Raw genomic sequence first — 23,913 nt, 5'->3', positions numbered from 1 at the left:
AACTGTTTTATAAAAGAAAGTGCTTACAGACTTAGTTTTTATTTGTGGAAACGGTTACTGTATGATAAGATATAATCGTAAATGTAACAGATAGTTGTTACTAGAAAGAGGAAATTCATTATGGCAACTGTAAAAACTAACACAGATGTTTTTGAAAAAGCTTGGGAAGGCTTTAAAGGAACTGACTGGAAAGAAAAAGCTAGTGTTTCTCGCTTTGTACAAGCAAACTATACACCTTATGACGGTGACGAAAGCTTTTTAGCCGGAGCTACTGAACGTTCACTTAAAATTAAAAAAATCGTAGAAGAAACCAAAGCTGGCTATGAAGCTACTCGTTTCCCATACGACAGCCGTCCAACATCAATTGCTGACATTCCTGCCGGCTACATCTCAAAAGAAGATGAATTGATTTATGGTATTCAAAATGACGAACTGTTCAAATTGAACTTCATGCCAAAAGGCGGTATCCGTATGGCTGAAACTGCTATGAAGGAAAATGGTTATGAACCAGATCCAGCAGTTCATGAAATCTTTACAAAATACGTTACTACTGTTAATGACGGTATTTTCCGTGCTTATACTTCCAACATCCGTCGTGCACGTCACGCTCACACTGTAACTGGTCTTCCAGATGCTTACTCACGCGGACGTATTATCGGTGTTTATGCGCGTCTTGCTCTTTACGGTGCTGATTACCTCATGCAAGAAAAAGTCAATGACTGGAACGCTATCACAGAAATTGACGAAGAATCAATCCGCCTTCGTGAAGAAGTTAATCTTCAATACCAAGCACTTGGTGAAGTTGTTAAATTGGGTGACCTTTACGGTGTTGACGTTCGCAAACCTGCTACAAACGTTAAAGAAGCTATCCAATGGGTAAATATTGCTTTCATGGCTGTCTGCCGTGTTATCAATGGTGCCGCTACTTCTCTTGGACGTGTGCCAATCGTTCTTGATATCTTTGCAGAACGTGACCTTGCTCGCGGAACATTCACTGAAAGTGAAATTCAAGAATTCGTTGATGACTTCGTTATGAAACTTCGTACAGTTAAATTTGCACGTACTAAAGCTTACGATGAACTTTACTCAGGTGACCCAACCTTCATCACAACTTCTATGGCTGGTATGGGTGCTGACGGACGCCATCGTGTTACCAAGATGGATTATCGTTTCTTGAACACTTTGGATAACATCGGTAATGCTCCAGAACCAAACTTGACAGTTCTTTGGACTGACAAATTGCCTTACTCATTCCGTCGCTACTGTATGTCAATGTCACACAAACACTCTTCAATCCAATACGAAGGTGTGACAACAATGGCTAAAGATGGTTACGGTGAAATGTCATGTATCTCATGCTGTGTATCACCGCTTGACCCAGAAAATGAAGAACAACGTCACAACATCCAATACTTCGGTGCTCGTGTAAACGTCCTCAAAGCCCTTCTTACAGGTCTTAATGGTGGTTATGACGATGTGCATAAAGATTACAAAGTATTTGACATTGAACCTGTTCGCGATGAAGTCCTTGACTTTGATACTGTTAAAGCTAACTTTGAAAAATCTCTTGATTGGCTGACTGACACTTATGTAGATGCTCTTAATATCATTCACTACATGACTGATAAATATAACTACGAAGCTGTTCAAATGGCCTTCTTGCCAACACGCCAACGCGCTAACATGGGATTCGGTATCTGTGGTTTTGCTAACACTGTTGATACATTGTCAGCAATTAAGTATGCTACTGTTAAACCAATCCGTGACGAAGATGGTTACATCTACGATTACGAAACAACTGGTGACTACCCACGTTGGGGTGAAGATGATCCGCGTTCAAACGAATTGGCTGAATGGCTAATTGAAGCTTATACAACTCGCCTTCGCAGTCACAAACTTTATAAGAACGCTGAGGCTACTGTATCGCTTCTTACCATCACTTCAAACGTTGCTTACTCTAAACAAACTGGTAACTCTCCAGTCCACAAAGGAGTATACCTCAACGAAGATGGTACTGTAAACCTTTCTAAACTTGAATTCTTCTCACCAGGTGCTAACCCATCTAACAAAGCTCGCGGTGGCTGGCTGCAAAACTTGAATTCATTGGCAAGCCTTGACTTCGCTTATGCTGCAGATGGTATCTCACTCACAACTCAAGTTTCTCCACGTGCTCTTGGTAAAACGCGTGATGAACAAGTTGATAACTTGGTAACAATCCTTGATGGTTACTTTGAAAATGGTGGACAACACGTTAACTTGAACGTTATGGATCTTAAAGATGTTTATGACAAGATTATGAATGGTGAAGACGTTATTGTTCGTATCTCTGGATACTGTGTTAACACGAAATATCTTACAAAAGAACAAAAAACTGAATTGACACAACGTGTCTTCCATGAAGTGCTTTCAATGGACGATGCAGCTGAAGCCGTTTCAGGTCAAGCGTAAATTTGCAATAAAAAAAGGCTTTGCCACTCTGGTACTGCACCCCACTAATGGGGCAGCGCCCTCTCGCTCTCGGCAAAGCCTTTTTTGCTTTGTCTCACGGCATAAGCAAAGCTAGGCTAATAAATCAGGCTTTATTAAAATTCAATGGGTGAAAATTTCTTTATATTCACAATACGCTACCTCAAATTTCTAAGATAAAGGCCGACTCATTCCGATCAACATAAGAGAATTCTAAAAAGTATTACATTCAATTTATCCTAAAGATGAAATAAAGAATACTAAGTTATTACATCTATTTATCATTTCAAGCAAAAGAAAGCACCTCTGCTTAAACATGTTATAATTACTATAAATTAACTAACATAACAGGAAGGATAACTTATGCTATTTGAATATCAAGTAAAAAAAACTTTATCTCCTTTCTTTTTGATCGTTGCTATCCTATTACTCTCTGTCTCTCTGCCAATGTTCGTATTTACGGCCTTCTTTAGCTTTCTTTTATCATCTACTGGATCTGGACTATCTTGGACTTTCTTTCTTTTGCCTGCTATCCTTCTGATCAGCGGTGTGATTATCCTCATCACGGCTGCTATCAAACGCGGCAGTTCACATCCTCTCATCAGGGGAGATAATCAGAGGCTTATGATCAATAAAAGAGGACAGGATTATCAATTTAGATGGGAAGATATCGATTCGATCATTGTCACAAAAAGCAAATACCCTCTCCAGTTCCAGAATTTCTCTCCCCTACCTTTTATCCATATGAATCGGACAGGCATCCTCACTAGACCTTACTACTTCTACCTAACTGTCAACTCTAGGTCTGTACAAGAGCCCCTTCAGATCGAAATCACTTACATTAACGGCAATATCAATATACTCTTACAACAACTGCAAACCTTAACACCTCACATCACCCTGCAGGAAACCTAATTGAAAAATAACTAACAGTCCTTGCTTTTAGACTGTCAAAATAATAGGAGTGAGAAAACATCGTAACATCTCACTCCTAATTGCTCTTTGATTACTGCAATAAGCCCATCCTATCTTTTATCCACTGAGCACGTTTATCTTTTTCGTAAGTACGGTTACTAAGAAAAATAGCTGCACGCTAATTTTTAATCTTTAGCAGAATAAAGGTGCCCGTATAACCCGTAGTATGTAGCGGCCATTTTCCTTGTAAATCCTAAGCCAGCGAACGTTCTTTATTAGACCGAGAATAATTCTGACTCAAGCCAGCTGCAAATTCATCTGCTAGATTCTGCTCATCCTCCGTCACTTTGAGATAGCTGTTCCAAGTATTGCTAACATAGGTTCTTCTCCGTTCCAAGAGGTAATAGCAACCACACTCTCGTGCTCAAGTACCTGATAAAATCTTTCTGCATAGTTATATACCTTCCTCCTTTTGCGCTTCTTTATCTCATAAATGATTCGACTTGACAAGGCGGCTGTTTACGCTACAATAAGTTTATGATAATCAAACAAACCAGAGATACACTTTCACAAACTTACCTAGATGCTGTTAGCATTCGTAACCAAGTTTTTGTCATTGGCCAAGGAGTTCCTCACTCTATTGAAGTAGACAGTGATGAAGCACATTGCATTCATTTTGTTCTTTATGATGACAATGGCAAAGCTGCCGCTACTTGCCGTCTGCTGCCTAACAGCGATCAAACTACGGTAACCCTACAGCGTATGGCCGTTCTTGGCGATTATCAAGGACAAGGACTTGGACGAAAGGTTCTGCAGGCAGCCGAAGATTTCGCAAAAGAGCAGGGTTTCCAAAAAATTTCCTTGCATGCTCAGATTTCTGCTTACAACTTCTATACTAGAAATAACTACCAAAAAATTGGTGAGGTATTCGAAGAGGCTGGAATTCAGCACATTACAGTGGAAAAATATCTAAAAAATGATTAGCATCTGCTAATCATTTTTTAGTAACACTTCCTTAATGATAGATATAAGCTCATCCCTATCTTTTATCCATTGAGAACGTTCATCTTTTTCGTAAGTACGGTTACTAAGAAAAATAGCTGCGCGCTGATATTCGATATTCAGCAGAATAAAGGTGCCTGTGTAACCCGTATGTAGCAGCCATTTTCCCTGTAGATCCCAAGCCAGCGAACGTTCTTTATTAGACCGAGAATAATTCTGACTTAAGCCAGCTGCAAATTCATCTGCTAAATAGTGATTAACAAAGCGTTCCAAGTCTTTTATTGTTGAAAAAAGGCCAGCCGATCCTGCATGAATCTCCAAAACTTGCGCCTTAGGATCATGAACTGTTCCTGCCGAAACTCCCTTGATCGTAGGTACTGCTGCAGTAACTGAACCAAAAGAAGTTTCGGTCATAGTAAAAGTCTCAAAAATCTGCTCCCGAAAAATTTTATCCAGAGAACTATTAAAAAGATTTTCCAGCATAAAGCCTAATAGGAGAAAATTAATATCCGTGTATTTAAAGCTTTTATCCTCAGTCACCTCAATATGATTGATAGCTTCTTTAAGCTGGCTAGCATTCAAACTATCTCGATTGGGAATGAAAGGATTGATACCGCTGCTATGGGTTAATAGCTGACGTAAAGTCACACTGTCATCATGAAAATCTGGATAGTAATCTTTTAACGACTTATCCAAGCTCAAAGCGCCGCTATTAATCAAAAAAATGCAAAGCGTCCCCACACCAACGACCTTGGAAACACTGGCTAAGTCGTAAGTAAGATCAGCTGTAGTGGGAAGATTGCCATCTTGTGTCCCAAAATAACTTTCCCGCCAAGATACACCATCATAAAGTGCAAGGCTGGCACCATGGTAGATGTCAGCCTCAATTTGCTCTGTTATTTTTGTAAATATCTGTTTGTTATCAGCCATTTATTTTGTTAACCAAATCTCAATATTACTTAAATCATTAAGAACCAGAACACTGCCCTTACTATCAAGGTAGCTGGATACCTGTTTTTCTTCCAAACGAGCCTGAAGGTTAGCCAAATCAAAATCAGCATCTACTTTGACTTCCATAATTTCGAGATCCCAAGTTGTATCAGGAGATACTGTCAAATCTTTGCCTTGAGCTTGCACAAAAGTCATTTCCAAAGGGAAACTATTCTCAAAAATAGTGGCGTAAAAAGTCTGAGCGGCTTCTACATTTGGAACATTGAGGTGGATAGCTTGAATCGTGAAATCTGAAACACCCTTGAAATCGTCTGAAACTTCTACATCAGCAAATTCAACAGGCTTAAGTGTTGTAACATCATCCTCCGCATGCACTAAGAAGAGGTCATTTTCTGGCGACAAGGTCTCAAAGGCATAGCCTTTTTCTCCTTGATAAATCGCTTTTGCCTGATGCTCATCACGCGCTAAAAGATTTTCAATTTCAACTGGATCGTTTAGTCTAATAACGATCTTATTAAGCTTTTTAGGGCCGTTCACTGCACGGCAATTCATTGAAGGGGACTCTTCAATCACAAAGAGAGCTTTTCTATTTTCCCAAGCTGTAAAAACAGCCAAGGCATTTTCCTCTGTCAAAAGTTTAAAACCCAGTGTATTTTGATAAAAGTTAATATTATCTTGTCGGTTGTTAACGCGCAAAATCGGCGTTTGAAAAGTAAAAGATTCTTGTGTCATACGGCCTCCGTTCTTAAGTCTATTCTATCTGAAAATGAAGCAACTGACAAGTTTTTTCAAATGGTTTAGCAGAATTTTAATTCCTTTTCAATTATCCAAGGATTTCCCTCCCAGTTTTCTTAAGCTAATCTTTCAATTTTACGCTATAATAGAAATATGAAATCACATTTGAAACGTATCGCTATCCTTATCTATCAGGGGGTCTTTCTTCTGATTGCTACCTTTTTTTCTCGGTTGGTACTGGAGCTTATGCTCATTTATAACTACCAACATAAGCAGAGCTTTTCCACTTTTCAGAGTTTGTTGCTTATTTTCTTTATTATGCTGACGCTATTTGTAACCTATCATTGGGCTCGGTCTCAGCAGCTCTTACCTGAATCTTTTAAATTTCAAAAAGGGCAGGGGAGCATGATTGCTTGGGGACTACTCAGCATTTTTATTGTCAATATCTTAGGTAATATTATTTTGTCCTTAAATGGAGTCAGCTCCACCGATAATCAAGCTTCAATTAATGAACTTTTCAGTATGGTTCCTTTTGTACCGTTAGCTATTTCTGCTATATCAGCTGGATTTTTCGAAGAATTATTTTGCAGACGATGGATTTTCTCCCTCTTTGGGAAATACCGTCTGGCAGCCCTATTCGGCAGCTCTGCCTTTTTTTGCTGGCTGCATAGCCCGAGTGACTTGGGCAGTTTTGTCATTTACTTTGGAATGGGATTTGTCCTAGGTTTTCTCTACTACAAAACGGATAATATATACACCTCTATGCTGCTTCATATGTTATGGAATAGCATAGGTGTCCTAGCTATTTTGTTTTCACTTCTTTAGGTCAATGAGTTTTCTCATTGGCTTTTTTCTTTCATTCAAGTAAGATTTTCTATTTTTCCAGCGATTAACAGTCATTATATCTCTTGATCCATTGTTACAAAAAAAGAAGCTCTATAAAAAGCTTCTTCTAATAATTATCTTAGAGGTAAAGAATGTTAAAGAGAGCTACGGCAGCGACACCTGCTAAAATAGGTGCTACAACCGGTACCCATGCATACCACCATTTAGAATCTGATTTTGATTCACCAAGAACTGTTTCTGGCAAGAAATGGTGAAGGATACGCGGGCTGAGGTCACGGGCAGGATTAAGAGCCGGTCCAGTAGGTCCGCCAAATGAGATAACCAAAGCAGCAACCAAGAAACCTACACCAATGTGAGCAACTGCAAGAGCACCATTAGCCAATTGACCTGAAACTGCTTCTGATTCATAGCCTGCTGCTACGTATTGAGAAACAATACTATGACCAAAGTAGTTTTTTGTCAAAGCAAGAGCTCCAAAAATGAGAATGAATGTTCCAATAAACTCGTTAACAAAGCCGTTGAAGAGCGCAGCATTGTGATTTTCTGTTGAATCCGAACCATCATCAACTGCTGAAATCGTTGAGAATGAACCAAGGATCGCATCTGGATTTTCAGTTTGAAGATAGTAAGGTTTGTATGCCCAAACCACCAAAGCCTGACCCAAAATTGCACCGAGAAATTGAGCAACAAGATAACCAGGAACTCCTACCCAATCAAAGAGTCCTGACACAGCAAGACCAAGGGTAAAGGCGGGGTTGATGTGGTTTCCTGAAACATCACCAAACATTAAAGCCGGCATCATTACAGCAAAACCATAACCAAAACCAATAACCAGCCAGCCTGATCTGTATCCTTTAGAACCTTTTAGTTCAACGTTAGCAACAGCACCATTCCCAAGAGCAACGAGAATAGCAGTAGCAATAAACTCAGTGATGTATTTCAAAATCCATTCACTGGTGAATGCTTCTTTAAGAAAATCATTCATTTGTCTTTTGTTTCCTTTCGACTTTACAATTTTTTAGACATCTACCATTTTATCAAGTATAATGAATTATGTAAAGAAAATTATAAAATGTAAACGTATACTCCATAAGGTTTGAAAAGGTTTTTTAGATGAGATTTAATCAATTCAGCTACATTCCCGTAAGTGCAAAATCAGCTGAACAGGAGCTTCAACGATTGGGCTTTGATGTTCATGCGGATTTGCCCAGCAAGACTAATTTTGAGATTTTTATCAGAAAAGCTCTTTTTTTGCATGGCAATACTGACCTAGCACTGAAAAATTGGATTGCAGACTGGAAAACAGATTTGCTTACTTTCTTTCATTCTCAAGCTGAACTGACCAAGGACATTTTTAACTTAGCTGCCTTGCAGCTGCTCGGCTTTGTTCCCTTTGTAGATTTTACCGATACAGCAGAGTTTGTTAAACAGACAGCTTTCCCCATTGTGTTTGATGGCAGTATTGCTAATCTCCATCAATTGCTGGCAACACGGTGCAAATCCGGAAATACTTTGATAGACCAATTAGTGTCTGAGGGACTGATTCCGATTAGCAATCATTATATTTATTTCAACGGAAAAAGCTTAGCAACCTTTGATACTGCTGCTCTTATTCGCGAAACAGTTTATGTTGAAACACCTCTTGATACTGATAAAGATGGTAAAACAGACCTTATTAAGGTCTCTATCTTACGGCCAAGGGTTGCTTTTAAAGTTCCTGTTATGATGACGGCTAGTCCTTATCATCAGGGTGTCAATGTTCCTGCATCCGATAAAAAAACGCACAAGATGGAAGGAGAGCTTACTGTTAAAAAAGCGGGAGCTATTACCCTAGAAGAACCTATCATTACAACTCTCCAGACTAAAAACCCAATAACTGAGGAAGCTGAAAATGCAGAGGAACACTTTAGTCACACAGATACCTACTCTCTTAATGACTATATGCTGGCACGAGGCATTGCTTCTGTCTATGTGGCAGGTATCGGAACACTAAATTCTGATGGCTTCATGACATCTGGTGACTATCACCAAGTACTGGCTTATCAAGCAGTTATCGATTGGTTAAATGATCGGGCAACAGCTTTTACAAGTCCTAATCGCAGCCATCATATTAAGGCTCACTGGGCAAGTGGAAAGGTAGCAACTACTGGTCTTTCCTATCTTGGAACTATGTCAAATGCTCTGGCAACTACCGGAGTAGAGGGGTTAGAAGTTGTTATCGCTGAAGCTGGTATTTCATCTTGGTATGACTATTATCGTGAAAACGGCTTGGTTACAAGTCCTGGAGACTACCCTGGTGAAGACTCGGATTCTTTGACTGAATTTACTTATTCACGCAATCTTCTGGCGGGAGAGTATTTACGATCCAATGCCAACTATCAAGAATTTTTAAATGATTTGAGCTCTGCTATTGACCGCAATTCAGGTGATTACAATCAGTTCTGGCATGAACGCAACTATCGTCTGCATGCCGATAAGGTAAAGGCGACCCTTGTTTTCACCCATGGCAGTCAAGATTGGAATGTTAAACCGATTAATGTCTACAAAATGTTTCACGCTCTGCCTGAGTCTGTTGATAAGCACCTATTCTTTCACCATGGAGCTCATGTCTACATGAACGCTTGGCAGTCCATCGATTTTCGTGAGAGTATAAACGCCCTGCTGAGTCAGAAACTACTGGGCTATGCTAATGGTTTTGGTTTACCTAAAGTCATTTGGCAGGACAATCAAGCAGAGCAGACTTGGCAAATCTTAGAAGATTTTGACAGTCAGACCTATCAAAAGTTCGAATTAGGGGATAAGCTGGCAACGATTGCAAACCATTATAACAAGGCATCTTTCGACAGATACTGCAAAAATTATCAAGAGTTTAAATCAGATCTTTTTGATCAAAAGGCTCAGGCCATCAGTATTGATTTTACACTGGGTAGAGACCTTCACCTCAACGGTCGCAGCCGTCTTAAACTAACATTAAAATCCACCGTTAACCGCGGTCTGCTGTCCGTGCAGCTGCTTGAAATAGGAGATAAAAAATATCTGACTCCTCTTCCTGCTGTTAAAACTTCTGACAGTGTTGATAATGGCCGCCTTTTCAAACAAGAAGCTTTACGTGAGCTTCCTTTGGTGACAGGTAAAAACCGTGTCATCACAAAAAGTCATCTTAACCTGCAAAATCGTGATGGTTTGCTAACCATTAAAGAAGTTGTAGCTGACCAGTGGATGACCCTAAGCCTTGACCTTCAGCCCAGCATTTACAAACTGACCAAAGGAGACAAATTACGCTTGCTGCTTTATACGACTGATTTTGAGCATACTATTCGTGATAACAGCGATTATCAGTTGATTGTTGATTTAGGCCACTCAAGTCTGGAGCTTCCGATTGAGAAATAAAATCCATTTGCAAGAACTTGCAAATGGGTTTTTAACGAGCTTAAAAGGCTAACCTGAATAAGAAGTGCTAACAACATGCCAATTGGTGTCATCTAAGTTACCTTCTTCTAATTCACCGTCAGCATTGACACGGTAAAGGGCAATCCTAGTATCTGGCGCACTGTTTTTACGAACACTGGCATAGACCAAGTTGTTATAAAGTTTTACATTAACAAAATAGTCTGATCGGCTACTAATATTATTGCTTGCAAAGTAGGTCCTCAGCACCCAATCTTTCACCTGCTCATCTGTCAGTTTGGTAGTATCAATAGCACTGCCATTTTTGGTGAGGGCTTTAGAACCATCTGTTCTTGCTGTATAGGTAAAACTGCCACCCATTGGCTTTTGCCAGTACTGTGTGTAGAGAATATTGCCACTAATATAAATGCCAAAAGCATATTCTATCTGTATTCCGCCAAGCTGATCAAAGACAATTGAGCTTGTGTCTGAATCATTGGCGAAATAAAAACGATAAAGATTTTTTCCCACTTCTTCATAAGAGGTTATCTGGCCTATAGTTGTGTAATTTCCATGAATCTTGGTGACTTTCCCATCTTCTGCAATCGTCAGCGAAGCAGATTGATTCCAAATAGTTCCCGTCCATGTTCCCACAGCTGATGCAGGAACGACTGAATTGACCGACGAAGACGAACTGCTAGTACTGCTGCTTGCGCTACTTGTTACCGTGCTTGTACTGCTAAGGCTAGAAGACATGGTGCGCCCTGCCTGAGCACTTTGAGAATCACTGTAAAATCGAAAAACAAGGTAACCTCCAATCAGGGCGATACACAGCAAAACAGCAGTAACTAGTCTCCTGTTTCTTTGCTTTCTTTTAAATTCTTCTAGTTTTCCCTTATAGAATCTCAAAAGTTTTTCCAAAGCAAGTTTTTCTTCAACTGAATCAGCTTTAGCCAAATCCAGTTCAATCTGAAAAATCTGATTTTTGATGGTATTTTCTGTTAATCTATCGGTTTGATGATAGATAGCGTTTGCGACCAAATCATAATTCGTTTGATTCATCTGTCTCTCCAAACTTAATCTTAACTTAAATTATAACATAAAAAAGTCAGTATTTTTCATTATAATTATTAGCAATGAATGGCAAAAGCATTTGAAAATCCTATCATTAAAATGAAGGTAAAACTAACTGGGGTCAACCAATAGCGTTTAGCATTTTGGCTTAGTTGTTGGCAACGATTAGCCATTTTTCTTTTTTTCATGTAATTATTGCGCAGCAGTTGCCGTTTTTTTATTTTTCGTCTAAATACTGCGTGATATTTAGCCTTTCTCACTTTTTTTCATGCAAATGCTGATGAACAGTTAGTATTTTTTTTATTTTTCACCTAAATGTTGATTAACATTTACCGTTTTTCAAAATTTCCATCCGTCTGTTGCCCAACATTTGCTGATTTTTAAATTTTTCTCCTAAATGTTAACGAACAGCGACCAATTTTTTTAATTTCACCCAAATGTCACCCAACAATCTGCTTTATCCCTTTCAATAATTTGTTGATTTTTATCAATTGAACAACATAAAAAGCAAGCACAAAACTGCTTTATAGAGCTTTCTCACTAAAAAATCCAAGCCAGACTTATTGGCTCGGATTTTCTGATCTTAAATTTCCATCATACCTGCTTGAAGCCGATACATCTTGTAGTAGGTGCCTTTTTGGTTTAGCAAGTCTTCATGACTGCCTGATTCGATAATTTTTCCCTTGTCCAACACATAGATGCAGTTGGCATCCTGAATAGTGGATAAGCGGTGAGCAATGGCAATTGTAGTCCGTCCCTGACGCATCTTAGCCAGCGAATGCTGCACGATACTTTCAGTTTCAGAGTCAATATTGGCTGTCGCTTCATCTAAGATTAAAATCTTGGGCTGACTGGCTATTGTTCTAGCAAAAGTCAGAAGCTGGCGCTGGCCTGTCGAAAAACCTGAACCGCGTTCAGAAACAGGAGTGTCATAACCCTCCGGCAGTTTTTGAATGAACTGGTCAGCATCCACAAATTCGGCAGCAGCCTTAATCTCATTATCTGTCAAATCTTGATACATAGCAATATTGGATTTGATTGTTCCATGATAAAGGAAGGGCTCCTGTAAGACCAGACCAACTGTCTTACGCAGCTCTTTTTGTTCATAATCACGAATGTCTACACCATCAAGCAGAACCTGACCGGATTGAAATTCATAAAAGCGCATGAAAACATTAATGATTGATGATTTTCCAGAACCTGTTGATCCAACAAAAGCAATGGTTTCGCCTTTTTTGACGTGAAAAGAAACATTATCCAAAATTTGATGCTTTCCATCATAGGAAAAGGAGACGTTTTTAAATGCAATCGTTCCTTCCTGAACCTTGGCACCGCTATTTTTCTGTTTAGGCTCATAAACCGCCTCGTCAATTAAATCAAAAACACGGCCGGCCGATACCATAGAAGTTTGCAGGGTCGAGAAATTTTGAGTCACTTCAATGAGCGGATCAAAAAGACGGTTGACATATTGGATAAAGGCATACATGATACCGGCAGTGATGCCAATATTAGACCCCTGAAAGCCAAAATAAGCCATCAAAACTGCGTAAGCTAGCAGCTTTAACAATGACATGGCTGGGCGCAGAAAAATAGAATCCAGAGCCATAGAACGGCTGGCATAATCTAAATGCTCTTCATTAATCACACCAAATTCTTTCTGCAGACGCTCCTCTTGATTAAATGCTTGAATGATACTGATCCCCTCTATGCTTTCAGATAATTTTGCATTAATATCAGAAAGCAGCGCACGCGTTTTTTCAATGACCTTAACCGACAATTTACGATAGAGATTGATCAAAAGAAAAATCACAGGCAAAAAGAGAGCTACTAAGCCAGTTAGACGCATATTCAGCATCAGCATGGTATAAAGAGTCGTAACAAAAACAAAGATTGCTGAGATAAAGCTGGATAAAATACCTGAAAACATATCACTGACCGTCTCAGTGTCATTAGTGATACGAGAAACAATTGATCCTGCCGGTGTCTTGTCAAAATAAGACATGCCAAGTTTTTCCATATTGGCAAAAGCATCACGGCGAATATCACGGACAATACTGTAAGAGACACGTGCAAAAAGAAGATTTCCCAGATACTGAACAAGGGTCTGTAAGACATAAAGTCCATAATAGCCAATCAAGAGCAAAGCTGCCGCTTGATTAATATTGGACAGATAATGGTCGATAAAATGAGAAGCCACTAAGGGAATAACACTCTTAATAACCGTTGTCAATAAAAGGAAAGCTAAAGCAAAGAAAGTCAAGACTTTATAAGACTTAAGGTAGCGCAGCAGACGCTTGAATACCCGCCACTGATTGGTATTATTTTTCATCAGCTGCCACCTCCATTTCCAATTGCTGCGATTCATAAGTCCTAGCGTACCAGCCATCTCGTGCAAGCAAGTCCTCATGACGCCCGCGTTCAATAATATGCCCATTTTGCATAACCAAAATCAAGTCAGCATGAACAACTGCAGACAAACGGTGAGCCGTAATAATTGTTGATTTGCCTTGACGTTTTTCTTTGAGATTGTCAATGATAGCATATTCCGTCTTTGCATCTACTGCTGATAATGAATCATCCAAAACCAAAATTTCAGGGTCAAGAATCATAGCACGGCTCATAGCAATCCGCTGCTTTTGACCGCCTGATAAGGAAACCCCTTTTTCTCCGACAACCGTGTCAAAGCCTTCAGGCATAGCCGCAATATCGTCGTAGACCTGAGCTAACTTAGCAGCTTTTTCGACTTCTGATAATGGCAGAGCAGGATTGCCGAAGCGAATATTTTCCAAAACAGAAGCTGCAAAAAGAAACTGATCCTGAGGGACATAACCTATCAGGCTGCGCAAATCTGACAAGCTATAATCTTTGATATTATGGCCATTAAGCTTAATAGAACCCTGACTGACATCATATTCGCGCAGAAGCAGCTTGATGAGACTAGTCTTCCCAGAACCCGTTTGACCAACCAAACCAAGCGTCTGCCCCTTTTTAAGCGTAAAATGAATATCGGATAAGGTTTCTTCATTGTCAAAAGAAAAGCTGTCAACAGCATAGACCAAATCACCATTTTGAACATCTGTCAAAGGCGTTTCAGGATTTTGAATATCAGATTCTTGCGACAAAAGGCTGTCAATACGTTCGTAAGAGACACTGCCGCGCTGCACCATGTTAAAAAGAAAACCAATAGCCATAAGCGGCCAAACCAGCATATCCAGATAAGTAATAAAGGTAACCAAATTGCCGACGGTAATATTACCTGCAGATACCATAAAGGCTCCCATTAGAAGCGTTAAAACATAAGACGCCCCGACAAAAAGCAAAACCATGGGATCAAAGAGCGTATCATATTTCATGGTAACCATATTTTTCTGGAAAGTCATATCGTTAGTCTCTTGAAAAGCACGAAGCTCAGCCTCTTGATAACCAAAGGATTTCGTGACTTTGACACCCGAAACGGATTCTTGGACTTTATTATTAAGTTCAGAAAAAGCAGCTTGAGACTGATTAAAGGCCTTATGCGTCTTACGCCCTAAACGGCTCGTTGCCAAGGCCATAAAAGGCAGTGGAATAATAGCAACCAAGGTCATTTGCCAGGAAATATTGATAAACATGGTAATCAGAGTTACTAAGGCTGTAATAGAAGCGTCAACCGCAGACATAACTCCACCTCCAGCCAAACGTGTCAGGGAGGTAATATCATTAGTAGCATGAGCCATGAGATCGCCTGTCCTGTATTTTTGATAAAAAGACGGAGACATGCGCGTGAAATGCTCAAATAAACGTGAACGCATAATTTGCCCCAAACGGTAAGAAGTTGCCAAAATATACATGCGCCAAACATAGCGCAGATAATACATGGCCAGCGCCGACAGCAAGAGATAGAGCAGATTAAGCAAAAGCTGATGTCTGGTTAGATTTCCATCTGTAATAGCGTCAATAACAGTTCCCATTACAGCAGGCGGAATAAGATTCAAAACTGAAACCAAACTCAGAGACAAGATACCCAGCAGGTAACGGCGTTTTTCTAATTTAAAAAACCACCAAAGTTTTTTTATGATAGTCATACAAATATATAAAATACCAAATGATCAAAATGAGGTCTTCGCTGCTCTCTTGCAGGAAAATCTTTTTTGAACTTTCAGTCTTTTTCTGTTTTTCCTTTCATTTGCTGATAGACATAAGAAAACCCCTCATCTGAGAGATTTTCTTTTTTTGATCATCTTTACCAAGAAACCATAGAACCAATAAGCAAGAAGCCCTCCTAAGGTATTGGTCCAGAGATCATCAATTTCAAAGACACGATTGGCATTAATAAGCAGATCCAGCAGTAATTGACCGCATTCAATGATTAGACTGATTCCCAAGCTAATCAGCACAGCCTTCCTCCAAGAACGCATTTTGGGAAAAAGTGCTAACAGTCCCATAATCAAAGGAAACAGCAGGAAAACATTAACAACGTTCTGAGCAACTACCCAGAAGATTTCCTTGAGGCTGTCCAGCTGACCAAAATTTAAAATAGAGTTAAAAGGTGTCCAAAGAACAACCAAGCGGCCGTAATACTGAATATCTGGCGTTTCCACTCCCTCTAAAGAGGGAGGCTGCGGCGTCCAGCACATGTAAATAGTAGCCAGAACGTAAAGCCAGACCAGGAACCAAGTTAACTTGCGTCCCTCACCTGTCAGCTCTGCATCTGCACCGACAAGTCCAAAGAGCCAGCTTTTTATTTTACTTAGCTGCATCTGCTACTGCCCTTTGACGATCACGCTTCATAGTATTGGAACGCAGCTGGCCGCAAGCTGCATCAATATCCGTTCCGTGCTCCTGACGTACTACGCAGTTAACACCGTTTTTCTTAAGAACATCGTAAAAAGCATCTACGCGCTCCTTAGACGAACGGCTGTATTGATCATGCTCTGAAACAGGATTATAAGGAATCAGATTGATATAAGACAGTTTACGGATACCTTTTGTTAAATCAGCTAATTCCTGCGCATTTTCAGGACTGTCATTGACTTCAGAAAGCATAATATATTCAAAGGTCACACGGCGATTGGTTGTCTGAATATAATACTCAATGGCATCAAAAAGTTTCTCAAGCGGAAATGAGCGGTTGATGCGCATGATGCTTGAGCGCAACTCATTATTTGGTGCATGAAGGGATACGGCTAAGTTTACCTGCACGCCTTCGTTTGCAAAATCACGAATTTTATGAGCCAAACCAGAGGTTGATACGGTGATGTGACGGGCACCGATAGCTAAGCCATTGTCATCATTAATGGTTCGTAAGAATTTGAGCACATTATCATAATTGTCAAAAGGCTCACCGATTCCCATGACCACAACATGACTGACCCGTTCTCCCTCACCGCGGTCATCAAAATACTTCTGCACTAACATGATTTGGGCGGTGATTTCACCATTATTGAGATCCCGTTGCTTTTTAATCAATCCGCTGGCACAGAAGGTGCAGCCGATATTGCAGCCGACCTGTGTCGTCACACAGACAGACAACCCGTAGTGCTGCCGCATAAGAACCGTCTCAATCAGCATGCCATCTGGCAGCTCAAACAAATACTTGACCGTGCCATCTTTTGATTCTTGTACAATCCGCTGCTTGAGCGGATTAAGGACAAAATTTTCATTTAACTGAGCGATAAATTCCTTGGAAATATTGGTCATCTCCTCGAAAGACTGCACGCGCTTACGATAGAGCCAATCCCAAATCTGCGTCGCACGGAATTTTTTCTCACCGTGCGCAAGTGTCCAATCAATCAATTCATCCCGTGTCAAACCATAAATTGATGGTTTGCAGTCAGACTGTTCTTCATTTTGATGGCGCAAACGACGCCCTGTTTTCTCTGCACTATTGACTTTGGTCATGTCTTATTTTCCTTTTTTTCTGATTGTAAAATGTTGGCTAGCTGAAGAAGTTTTGGACACCTGGGCTTGACCTCTCTCTGATTGACGGCGGCTGTCACGCTTTTTCCGAGATTTCTTAAAGCCCTGCTCAGTGCCCTTATCACCCTCTTTTTCAGGCCGGTTTCTTTTCGTCTTAGCCCTTTTGGCCTGCTTTGGATTAACCTTTTGCGTTTTTTCCTGCTGAGAATAGCTGCGCTGTTTATCAGCTGCCCTGTCACGGTTTGTAGTTGTTTTACGATTTTTGGAGCGCTTCTGGCGCTTGCGTTTGGGAATATTTTCCTCCTCAAATTTGATGAGAACTGGGTTTTCATTTTCCAAAACAAAATAGGCGCATCCAAAAGAGCAATACTCTCTCAAATACTCCGACAAATGGCTAATATACTCAAAACGGCGAACATTTTTTTTGCCCTCCTTGTAAAAGCCTTTAAGACGCAGCTGATCACTAGCCCAGTCACCCACGATATAATCATATTTGAGCATAATCTCTGAAAAACGCTGACCAAAGCTGGTGGCATCTAGAGCTTCTTTATGATCTTCCAAAATGGTGAACTGATAGTCCTCTGACTTGAGAAAATCCGCCACACGGACAAAATCTGGTCCCGGAAATTTATTGTAATTGTACATTTCTGGCGAAATTTCTTTGCGCATGGCATTCCTTTCTTTTAAATAAGCACAGCTTAAACTAACTTTTTGAGATAATGAGCGACAGCCTCTCTGAGTAAATCTGGAAAGAGCAGCTCTGCTTCATGCTCCTTAAGTGCTGGAAAATAAGAAGCAAAATAATACTGATCAACGAGAACCAAACTAAAGGTTTCATCCAGACTAATAGCCTTATTATTATACACTATTTCTTCATTTTTGTAAGCAAAACCGCCCGATAAGACAGAGCCAAACGTCTCACCGCGAAAACCCATCCCTTTAATTTTTTGATGCTGCAAAAATGGAACTTTAGAAAAAATTTCCCGACAAATAGTCAGAAGCTCTTGCCCTGTCACTATCAGCCGTATCAGACGCATTTGATGCGGCAGAGCAGCATGCAAATCAGCCTTGGTCACCTCTGCCTCAAAAGGTTTAAGAAGCAGGCCGGTATTTAAAAGTGTCAGCTGAGAGTTACTTTCTTGACGAACCGCAGATAGGATCAAGTCAAAACTCTCATCAAAAGACAGTGCACACCCCAAATTGACTACCTTTTCTTTAGCCAAATGTCTATATCCCTCTTCATAAATAGCTTTGATAAAATCTTCATCTTCCTTGTCCATAGGCATTGTTTTTGTCGGTACAGCTTCAATGGTACAGGCACGTAAAAGTCCATCCTCAAGTTCTAAGTCAATACGGCCAGCATATTCTCCGTAACGGTCCGCTGCAGCCAGATAGACGCCATTAACCTGTTTTCCCTCTTCAAACAAATGATGCGTATGACTTCCAATAATAAGGTCAACCTGAGAAAAAGTCTCTGCTATTTTTTCATCAAACCTGATGCCTAGGTGGCTAAGGACAATGACAAGATCTGCTGTTGCAACTTCTGGGCGTGCAAGATCTTTGACCAGCTCTGCTATTGGTTCCAAAACCTGCCAGCCATTAGGAGCATAGGTGGAATAATAAGGATGGGTATAGGCCAGAAAAGCTATCTTATGGCCTTTTTTAGTCTCATGGATGAAAAATGGCTGTGCCCATTTTGGCTGTTTCCCTCCTTCTTTAAGATTATTCAGGATAACCGTAAAATTTGCCTCCCGATAAAGCTCGTTTAGCTCCGCTTTTGACAAGCCAATTCCTTCGTTATTGCCAATGGTAGCATAATCAATACCTAGTTCATTCATCAAGGCAACATTAAAACGGCCAGATGTTGCATCTGTCATTGGATGGGATTTGTCAACATTGTCACCTAAATCCAGTTTGATAACTTCGGCTTTCGTTTGACTTTCTTGTTCAAAAAATGCCTTGACCTGCGGGTAATGTTCAAAATGCGAATGCAAATCATTAAGATGGAGAATTCGGATTGCTTCTTTCATGCCATTATTTTATCACTTTTTTTAAACAGTTAAATAAGAAAAAGGCTTGTTTTAAACAAACCTTGTTACTTGTTTTTGTGCTTTTTTCTTGTGGTGTTTGTAGATACAGTAAAACACCCCTTGTGCAGTGAAAAAAGCCGCATAGATAAAACTTAAAATTAGAAAGCTCAGCCATTTTTCCTCTGGCGATTGAAATCGGCCTGCACTGTTAACCGAACGCAGATAAATGAGAAGAGTCCCATCTAAAAAAGCTAATAAACAGGCAATATTGATACCAATCGCTAAGCGTTTTTTGACACTATTCATGAGCACTTCCTTATCATTTTTATTAGTTGTAGTCTAGCAGGAAGAACTTAAGCTAATCTGAAAACTTGCAAACAACAATAAATCCTAAATAACAAAAAACAGCGAAGAAATCATCACTGTTTTTAATCGCATTAATTCGTTACGATTTTTACGACTATTTTTGCTTACTCTGAAAACGCCATTCAAAACGAATGCGATCATATGTTGGGTAAATAAGATGTGTCAAACCATATCCCAGTAAAAAACCAGCAAAAACATCTGTCGGATGGTGAACACCGAGATAAATACGCGACAAGCCAACCAAAAAAATCAAAAGCGCTGCCGCTGCATAAATCATAAAACGCACGTTACGGTTAATGATGCGCTGACCAATAACAAGGGCAAGAGCCGTAAAAATCACGAAAACCCCCAGCGAATGTCCACTTGGAAAGGAAAAACCACCTGCATATACTAAATGGGTAATGGCTGGCCGCGGACGCTGGTATAAATTTTTAAGACCAACAATTAAAAGTCCTGCCAAGATAGCAGAGCCACCCACATAAAGCGCCTCACTTTTATAGTGTTTCAGCCAAAGAAGCAAAACCGCCAGTGTTGCAATAGCAGCCTGTGCCGATGTATTACCAATAATGGTCACAAACTTAAAAAAGTTAGTCAAAGTACTCGGTAAATCTCCTCGCACAGCATTTTGGATACTGCTGTCAATACCCGCCAAGTTCTCAGGGTAAAATTTGACGGTATAGCCCAGTATCATGAAAGCTAAAATAGCAAATGAAGCATGAATATAATGTGTCTGTCTGTGTTTCATTAAGCGTATTTTTTAATAATAGTCTTTGTTCCTAAATAAATAGGATAAAAGACCACCGTTAAAATCAATCCTTCCAATAAATTAAAGGGTAAAACAGCAGGAACGATATAAGTTCCAAAAGTCAGATAGGATTGATCATATCCTGCAAATGTGACATACAAAGGCACTGCATAAACCAAATTCAAAATGACCATTGCAGCCGTTAAAACTACCGTGCCGACTATACCAGCTAAAATATAATTTCGAAGAGTTTGCTTATTCTTCCACAATAAAGCAAAAGCCGTTACAAAAAGCCCTAAGGCTATCACATTCATAGGCATGCCAACCCAGGTGTTAACACCCTCAAAGTTCAATAAAAATTTTAAAACAGTACGTAACAAAAGCACTGCATAGGCACTTTTTAAATCAAACATAAGCAAGGCTATCAATATTGGAATCACACTGAAATCGATTTTTAAGAAATCAACCCCAGGCAGAAGCCTAAAATTCAAAAAGAGCAATAAAAATGAAATAGCTGACAAAATTGCAATATAGGTCAGTTTTCGTGTGTTTGTCATAAAAAAATTCCTCCAAATTTTACAATTTGAAAGAAGTTCCTTCGTATCAAGTGCTTATAAAAAATCAACACTCAAAAAACCCGGTCTTCTCCCATCCAGACTATACTGTCGGCTCTAGAATCTCACTAGATCAACTGTCATTGCAGCTCACGGACTTAGCTTGTGATTTTTAGCCCCCTTAATCTGACCACAGAATAGAAAACCAGATCACAAAGAATTACCGTCGGTCGGGAATCGCACCCTGCCCTGAAGACACCTATAGATTAACATAAAAAAGCCTAGAAAACAAGGCTTTAAACTTTATGATTTTCTATCAGCCGATAGTCTCAGATTTTTATTTCTCTGCTTCCCTCAAAAAACACTTGAAAAATTTGATACTATCTCATTTCTAAGTGTCTTTATTTTAATTTATCATTTTCATAGGTATGACTGAGTTCAAGTCCTGTAAAATTCTGCTGGCGCAGAGCCTCGTAAACAATCATGCAAGCTGCATTTGAGAGGTTTAGGCTGCGGACGTGTTCATCATTCATTGGGATACGAATGGCTTTTTCAGGGTGAGCTCTCATAAATTCTTCAGGCAGCCCTTTGTCTTCACGGCCAAACATAAAATAATGCGTCAGCCCGTCATTGTAATTTTCTTTTGAATAGACTGTCTCTGCAAACTTGCTGACTAAATGCAGTCTGCCAGCGTCCGCTTTTTTCATAAACTCTTCCAGACTATCATAAAAATAAATATCCAGCTTATCCCAGTAGTCAAGACCTGCACGTTTCATTTTTTTATCATCAATGGGAAAACCCATGGGACGAATGATATGCAAGGGAGTATTGGTTGCGGCACAGGTACGGGCAATATTCCCAGTATTTTGAGGAATCTGAGGCTGAAAAAGAACAATGTGATTGTAAGACATGTTAACTCCTAAACATAAAAATAACCATGCTGCCCGGAGTCAGTCTCAGCAGGCAACATGGTTGATGGCGACTCATTAACTTAAATCATAACAGGTTTGGTTTAAACTAACGAATTCTTAACTATCAGTATAACACGATTGCCATAAATGTCAACAAGTTGTAAGAGATTTTTTAAGAAAAATTTGAGAAAATTTAGGAGGGCTTTCACCACAGGTCTGAGTCGTAGTCTGTTTCCCAACCGCTATGAGCATAATAGCGATTTTGCGCTGCAACTTCATCCAAAAGACTCATAAATTTTTGGCTGGCTTCACCAAAATCATCATAGAAATGTTTGAGTCCCGCACTGGTTCTTTCCTGCGTAGCATAAACTTCAAAGCCTTTCTGATTTGAAGCTCTATCAATAACCACTGCATAATCTTCCTTGGCTTTTTCAAAAAGAGAAAAACGAAGACTCAGGTAGTTTTTAGCTTCCAGTTGCTTGTGTAACTGTTTTTTGTATTCATTTGTATCTGACATGCCGAACTCCTTTAGCCTTTTAAACTATTATAACAAAAATCCAAAACATTGGAGATAGTCATTCTGAAGCAAAAGGAGAAAAAGTCTTTAAAAAATCAGGAAAAAAGTGATTTTTTAGGGAAAAAAGAGTATGATAGAACTAATTATATTGGAGGTAAACATGCGAATTATTGTCGTTGGTGCAGGAAAGGTCGGCACCGCCCTTTGTCGTTCTCTAGTCAAAGAAAAGCATGATGTGATTTTAATTGAGGAGAAAGAAGAAGTCTTAAAACAGGCCAGCAAACGTTATGATATTATCGGGTTGGTAGGTAATGGGGCTAATTTCAAGATTTTGGAGCAGGCTGACGTTTCTGAATGTGACATTTTCATTGCCATAACTGATAAAGATGAGGTCAATATGATCTCAGCCGTTTTGGCTAAAAAAATGGGGGCAAAAGAAACTGTGGTGCGCGTGCGCAACCCCGAATATTCCAATACCTATTTTAAAGATAAGAACTTCTTAGGATTTTCTCTCGTGGTTAACCCTGAGCTTTTAGCTGCCCGCTATATTGCCAATACTGTCGAATTTCCAAATGCGCTGTCGGTAGAAGGATTTGCTAACAGCCGTGTTATTCTTATGTCTTTTAAAGTAACAGATAAAAGCCAGATGTCTGGTATTAATCTGGAGAATTTCAGAAAGACTTTTGGTAATTTACTTATCTGTGTTATTGAGCGGCAGGGGCAGGTTTTTATTCCTGATGGCGAAACCATTATTCAAACAGGAGATAAAATTTATGTGACTGGCAGCCGTGTTGAAATGCTGCTCTTCCACAATTACATTAAGGCTAAAGCCATTAAGACTCTGATGATTGTCGGAGCTGGTAAGATCTCCTATTATCTGCTTCATACGATGAAAAATACTCACATCAAAGTAAAAATTATCGAAGTAAATCAGGAACGTGCGCAGCTTTTTGCCAATGAATTCCCAGATGTTCCCGTTGTTTTAGGAGATGGAACAGCTAAAAATGTCCTTATGGAAGAGCGAGCGTTCGACTACGATGCTGTTGCAACCCTAACAGGAGTTGATGAAGAAAATATCATCACCTCTATGTATTTAGAGAGTCACGGCATACAAAAAAATATCACCAAGGTTAACCGTACCAGTCTTTTAGAAATTATTGACGATAAAGAATTTTCAAGCATTGTCACTCCTAAAAATATCGCAGTAGATACCATTATGCACTTTGTGCGCGGCCGTTTCAACGCTCAGGATTCCAACCTTGAAGCCTTGCACCATGTTGCCAATGGACGTGTTGAGGCTCTGCAATTTGAAATCAAGGAAAATAATAAGATGGCTGGACAAACGCTATCTAGTCTTGAGTTGCGCCAAAATGTTTTGATTGCTGCTATTATTCGTAAGGGAAAAGCAATTTTCCCAACAGGCGAGGATACCCTTCAAGTAGGAGATAAAATGATTGTCATTACTTTAGCGCAAAATATCAGTCATGTCTATGACTTGTTAAAGAGGTAAGTTTTT

General features: G+C 39.7%; 22 protein-coding genes, 1 pseudogene and 1 riboswitch. Of the genes and pseudogenes, 6 read left to right on the top strand and 17 right to left on the bottom strand.

The features are described from left to right. Positions 1-120: 120 nt before the first annotated feature. Both pflB and ACVRZ8_RS02970 read left to right on the top strand, forming a co-directional pair. Positions 121-2,448 (top strand): formate C-acetyltransferase, encoded by a 2,328-nt coding sequence (gene pflB / locus ACVRZ8_RS02975; protein WP_447447852.1) that lies wholly within the window; start codon positions 121-123, stop codon positions 2,446-2,448. Positions 2,449-2,829: 381 nt separating this feature from the next. Continuing rightward, positions 2,830-3,381: a hypothetical protein gene (locus ACVRZ8_RS02970; protein WP_447447851.1), complete on the top strand. Its 552-nt coding sequence runs from the start codon at positions 2,830-2,832 to the stop codon at positions 3,379-3,381. A gap of 91 nt (positions 3,382-3,472) precedes the next feature. Here ACVRZ8_RS02970 and ACVRZ8_RS02965 read toward each other — a convergent pair. Continuing rightward, a pseudogene (locus ACVRZ8_RS02965) lies at positions 3,473-3,706 on the bottom strand (serine hydrolase domain-containing protein); the annotation flags it as partial. Between the two features lie 212 nt (positions 3,707-3,918). On the opposite strand from ACVRZ8_RS02965, the gene ACVRZ8_RS02960 reads away from it, so the two are divergent. Next, complete coding sequence (locus tag ACVRZ8_RS02960; protein ID WP_447447850.1) at positions 3,919-4,365, top strand: GNAT family N-acetyltransferase; 447 nt, start codon at positions 3,919-3,921, stop codon at positions 4,363-4,365. Between the two features lie 6 nt (positions 4,366-4,371). Here the strand turns inward: ACVRZ8_RS02960 and ACVRZ8_RS02955 are convergent, their stop codons facing one another. Continuing rightward, a complete protein-coding gene (locus ACVRZ8_RS02955) occupies positions 4,372-5,313 on the bottom strand; it encodes a serine hydrolase domain-containing protein (protein ID WP_447447849.1) in 942 nt (313 codons plus the stop codon). Beyond that, positions 5,314-6,066: a CppA family protein gene (locus ACVRZ8_RS02950; protein ID WP_447447848.1), complete on the bottom strand. Its 753-nt coding sequence runs from the start codon at positions 6,064-6,066 to the stop codon at positions 5,314-5,316. It lies immediately after the preceding gene. Between the two features lie 156 nt (positions 6,067-6,222). Between ACVRZ8_RS02950 and ACVRZ8_RS02945 the strand changes: the two genes are divergently transcribed. After that, complete coding sequence (locus tag ACVRZ8_RS02945; protein WP_447447847.1) at positions 6,223-6,894, top strand: CPBP family intramembrane glutamic endopeptidase; 672 nt, start codon at positions 6,223-6,225, stop codon at positions 6,892-6,894. A gap of 139 nt (positions 6,895-7,033) precedes the next feature. On the opposite strand, the gene gla is transcribed toward ACVRZ8_RS02945, so the two are convergent. After that, positions 7,034-7,900: an aquaglyceroporin Gla gene (gla, locus tag ACVRZ8_RS02940; protein WP_447447846.1), complete on the bottom strand. Its 867-nt coding sequence runs from the start codon at positions 7,898-7,900 to the stop codon at positions 7,034-7,036. 128 nt (positions 7,901-8,028) lie between these two features. On the opposite strand from gla, the gene ACVRZ8_RS02935 reads away from it, so the two are divergent. After that, positions 8,029-10,305, top strand: a complete 2,277-nt coding sequence (locus tag ACVRZ8_RS02935) for a Xaa-Pro dipeptidyl-peptidase (RefSeq protein ID WP_447447845.1) — start codon at positions 8,029-8,031, stop codon at positions 10,303-10,305. Between the two features lie 48 nt (positions 10,306-10,353). Here the strand turns inward: ACVRZ8_RS02935 and ACVRZ8_RS02930 are convergent, their stop codons facing one another. From ACVRZ8_RS02930 to ACVRZ8_RS02870, 13 genes are all read right to left on the bottom strand, one after another. Beyond that, positions 10,354-11,364, bottom strand: coding sequence for a hypothetical protein (locus ACVRZ8_RS02930; RefSeq protein ID WP_447447843.1), 1,011 nt, complete (start codon positions 11,362-11,364; stop codon positions 10,354-10,356). A 68-nt stretch (positions 11,365-11,432) separates the two neighbouring features. Next, complete coding sequence (locus ACVRZ8_RS02925) at positions 11,433-11,564, bottom strand: hypothetical protein (protein WP_447447842.1); 132 nt, start codon at positions 11,562-11,564, stop codon at positions 11,433-11,435. A 395-nt stretch (positions 11,565-11,959) separates the two neighbouring features. Then, on the bottom strand, positions 11,960-13,705 hold the full coding sequence (locus ACVRZ8_RS02920; RefSeq protein ID WP_447447939.1) for an ABC transporter ATP-binding protein: 1,746 nt from the start codon (positions 13,703-13,705) through the stop codon (positions 11,960-11,962). After that, on the bottom strand, positions 13,695-15,440 hold the full coding sequence (locus tag ACVRZ8_RS02915; protein ID WP_447447841.1) for an ABC transporter ATP-binding protein: 1,746 nt from the start codon (positions 15,438-15,440) through the stop codon (positions 13,695-13,697). The genes ACVRZ8_RS02920 and ACVRZ8_RS02915 overlap by 11 nt, the downstream gene beginning before the upstream one ends. A 126-nt stretch (positions 15,441-15,566) precedes the next feature. Then, entirely contained in the window at positions 15,567-16,115 is a 549-nt protein-coding gene (locus tag ACVRZ8_RS02910; RefSeq protein ID WP_447447840.1) for a VanZ family protein, read from the bottom strand. Further along, positions 16,102-17,256: a dual-specificity RNA methyltransferase RlmN gene (gene rlmN, locus ACVRZ8_RS02905; protein ID WP_447447839.1), complete on the bottom strand. Its 1,155-nt coding sequence runs from the start codon at positions 17,254-17,256 to the stop codon at positions 16,102-16,104. Before rlmN ends, ACVRZ8_RS02910 begins: the two co-directional genes overlap by 14 nt. Positions 17,257-17,259: 3 nt before the next feature. Further along, positions 17,260-17,943: a YutD family protein gene (locus ACVRZ8_RS02900; RefSeq protein WP_447447837.1), complete on the bottom strand. Its 684-nt coding sequence runs from the start codon at positions 17,941-17,943 to the stop codon at positions 17,260-17,262. Positions 17,944-17,972: 29 nt separating this feature from the next. Next, positions 17,973-19,304, bottom strand: coding sequence for a bifunctional metallophosphatase/5'-nucleotidase (locus ACVRZ8_RS02895; RefSeq protein WP_447447836.1), 1,332 nt, complete (start codon positions 19,302-19,304; stop codon positions 17,973-17,975). A gap of 51 nt (positions 19,305-19,355) precedes the next feature. Further along, positions 19,356-19,610, bottom strand: a complete 255-nt coding sequence (locus tag ACVRZ8_RS02890; protein WP_447447835.1) for a DUF3923 family protein — start codon at positions 19,608-19,610, stop codon at positions 19,356-19,358. Between the two features lie 154 nt (positions 19,611-19,764). Continuing rightward, entirely contained in the window at positions 19,765-20,415 is a 651-nt protein-coding gene (locus ACVRZ8_RS02885; RefSeq protein ID WP_447447834.1) for a phosphatase PAP2 family protein, read from the bottom strand. Then, positions 20,415-20,972, bottom strand: coding sequence for an ECF transporter S component (locus ACVRZ8_RS02880; protein WP_447447833.1), 558 nt, complete (start codon positions 20,970-20,972; stop codon positions 20,415-20,417). The genes ACVRZ8_RS02885 and ACVRZ8_RS02880 overlap by 1 nt, the downstream gene beginning before the upstream one ends. A 79-nt stretch (positions 20,973-21,051) precedes the next feature. Continuing rightward, a riboswitch (FMN riboswitch) is annotated at positions 21,052-21,230 on the bottom strand. A 140-nt stretch (positions 21,231-21,370) separates the two neighbouring features. Next, complete coding sequence (locus ACVRZ8_RS02875; protein ID WP_447447832.1) at positions 21,371-21,880, bottom strand: tRNA (cytidine(34)-2'-O)-methyltransferase; 510 nt, start codon at positions 21,878-21,880, stop codon at positions 21,371-21,373. A gap of 205 nt (positions 21,881-22,085) precedes the next feature. After that, entirely contained in the window at positions 22,086-22,397 is a 312-nt protein-coding gene (locus ACVRZ8_RS02870; RefSeq protein WP_447447831.1) for an Imm59 family immunity protein, read from the bottom strand. Between the two features lie 160 nt (positions 22,398-22,557). Here ACVRZ8_RS02870 and trkA point away from each other — a divergent pair, with 160 nt between their 5' ends. Beyond that, positions 22,558-23,907 carry a Trk system potassium transporter TrkA gene (gene trkA, locus ACVRZ8_RS02865; RefSeq protein WP_447447830.1) on the top strand — a complete coding sequence of 450 codons (1,350 nt, stop codon included), beginning with the start codon at positions 22,558-22,560 and terminating at the stop codon, positions 23,905-23,907. Positions 23,908-23,913 lie beyond the last annotated feature (6 nt).

Source organism: Streptococcus dentiloxodontae (assembly GCF_053206925.1).
This window is presented reverse-complemented; position numbering and strand designations above follow the sequence as displayed.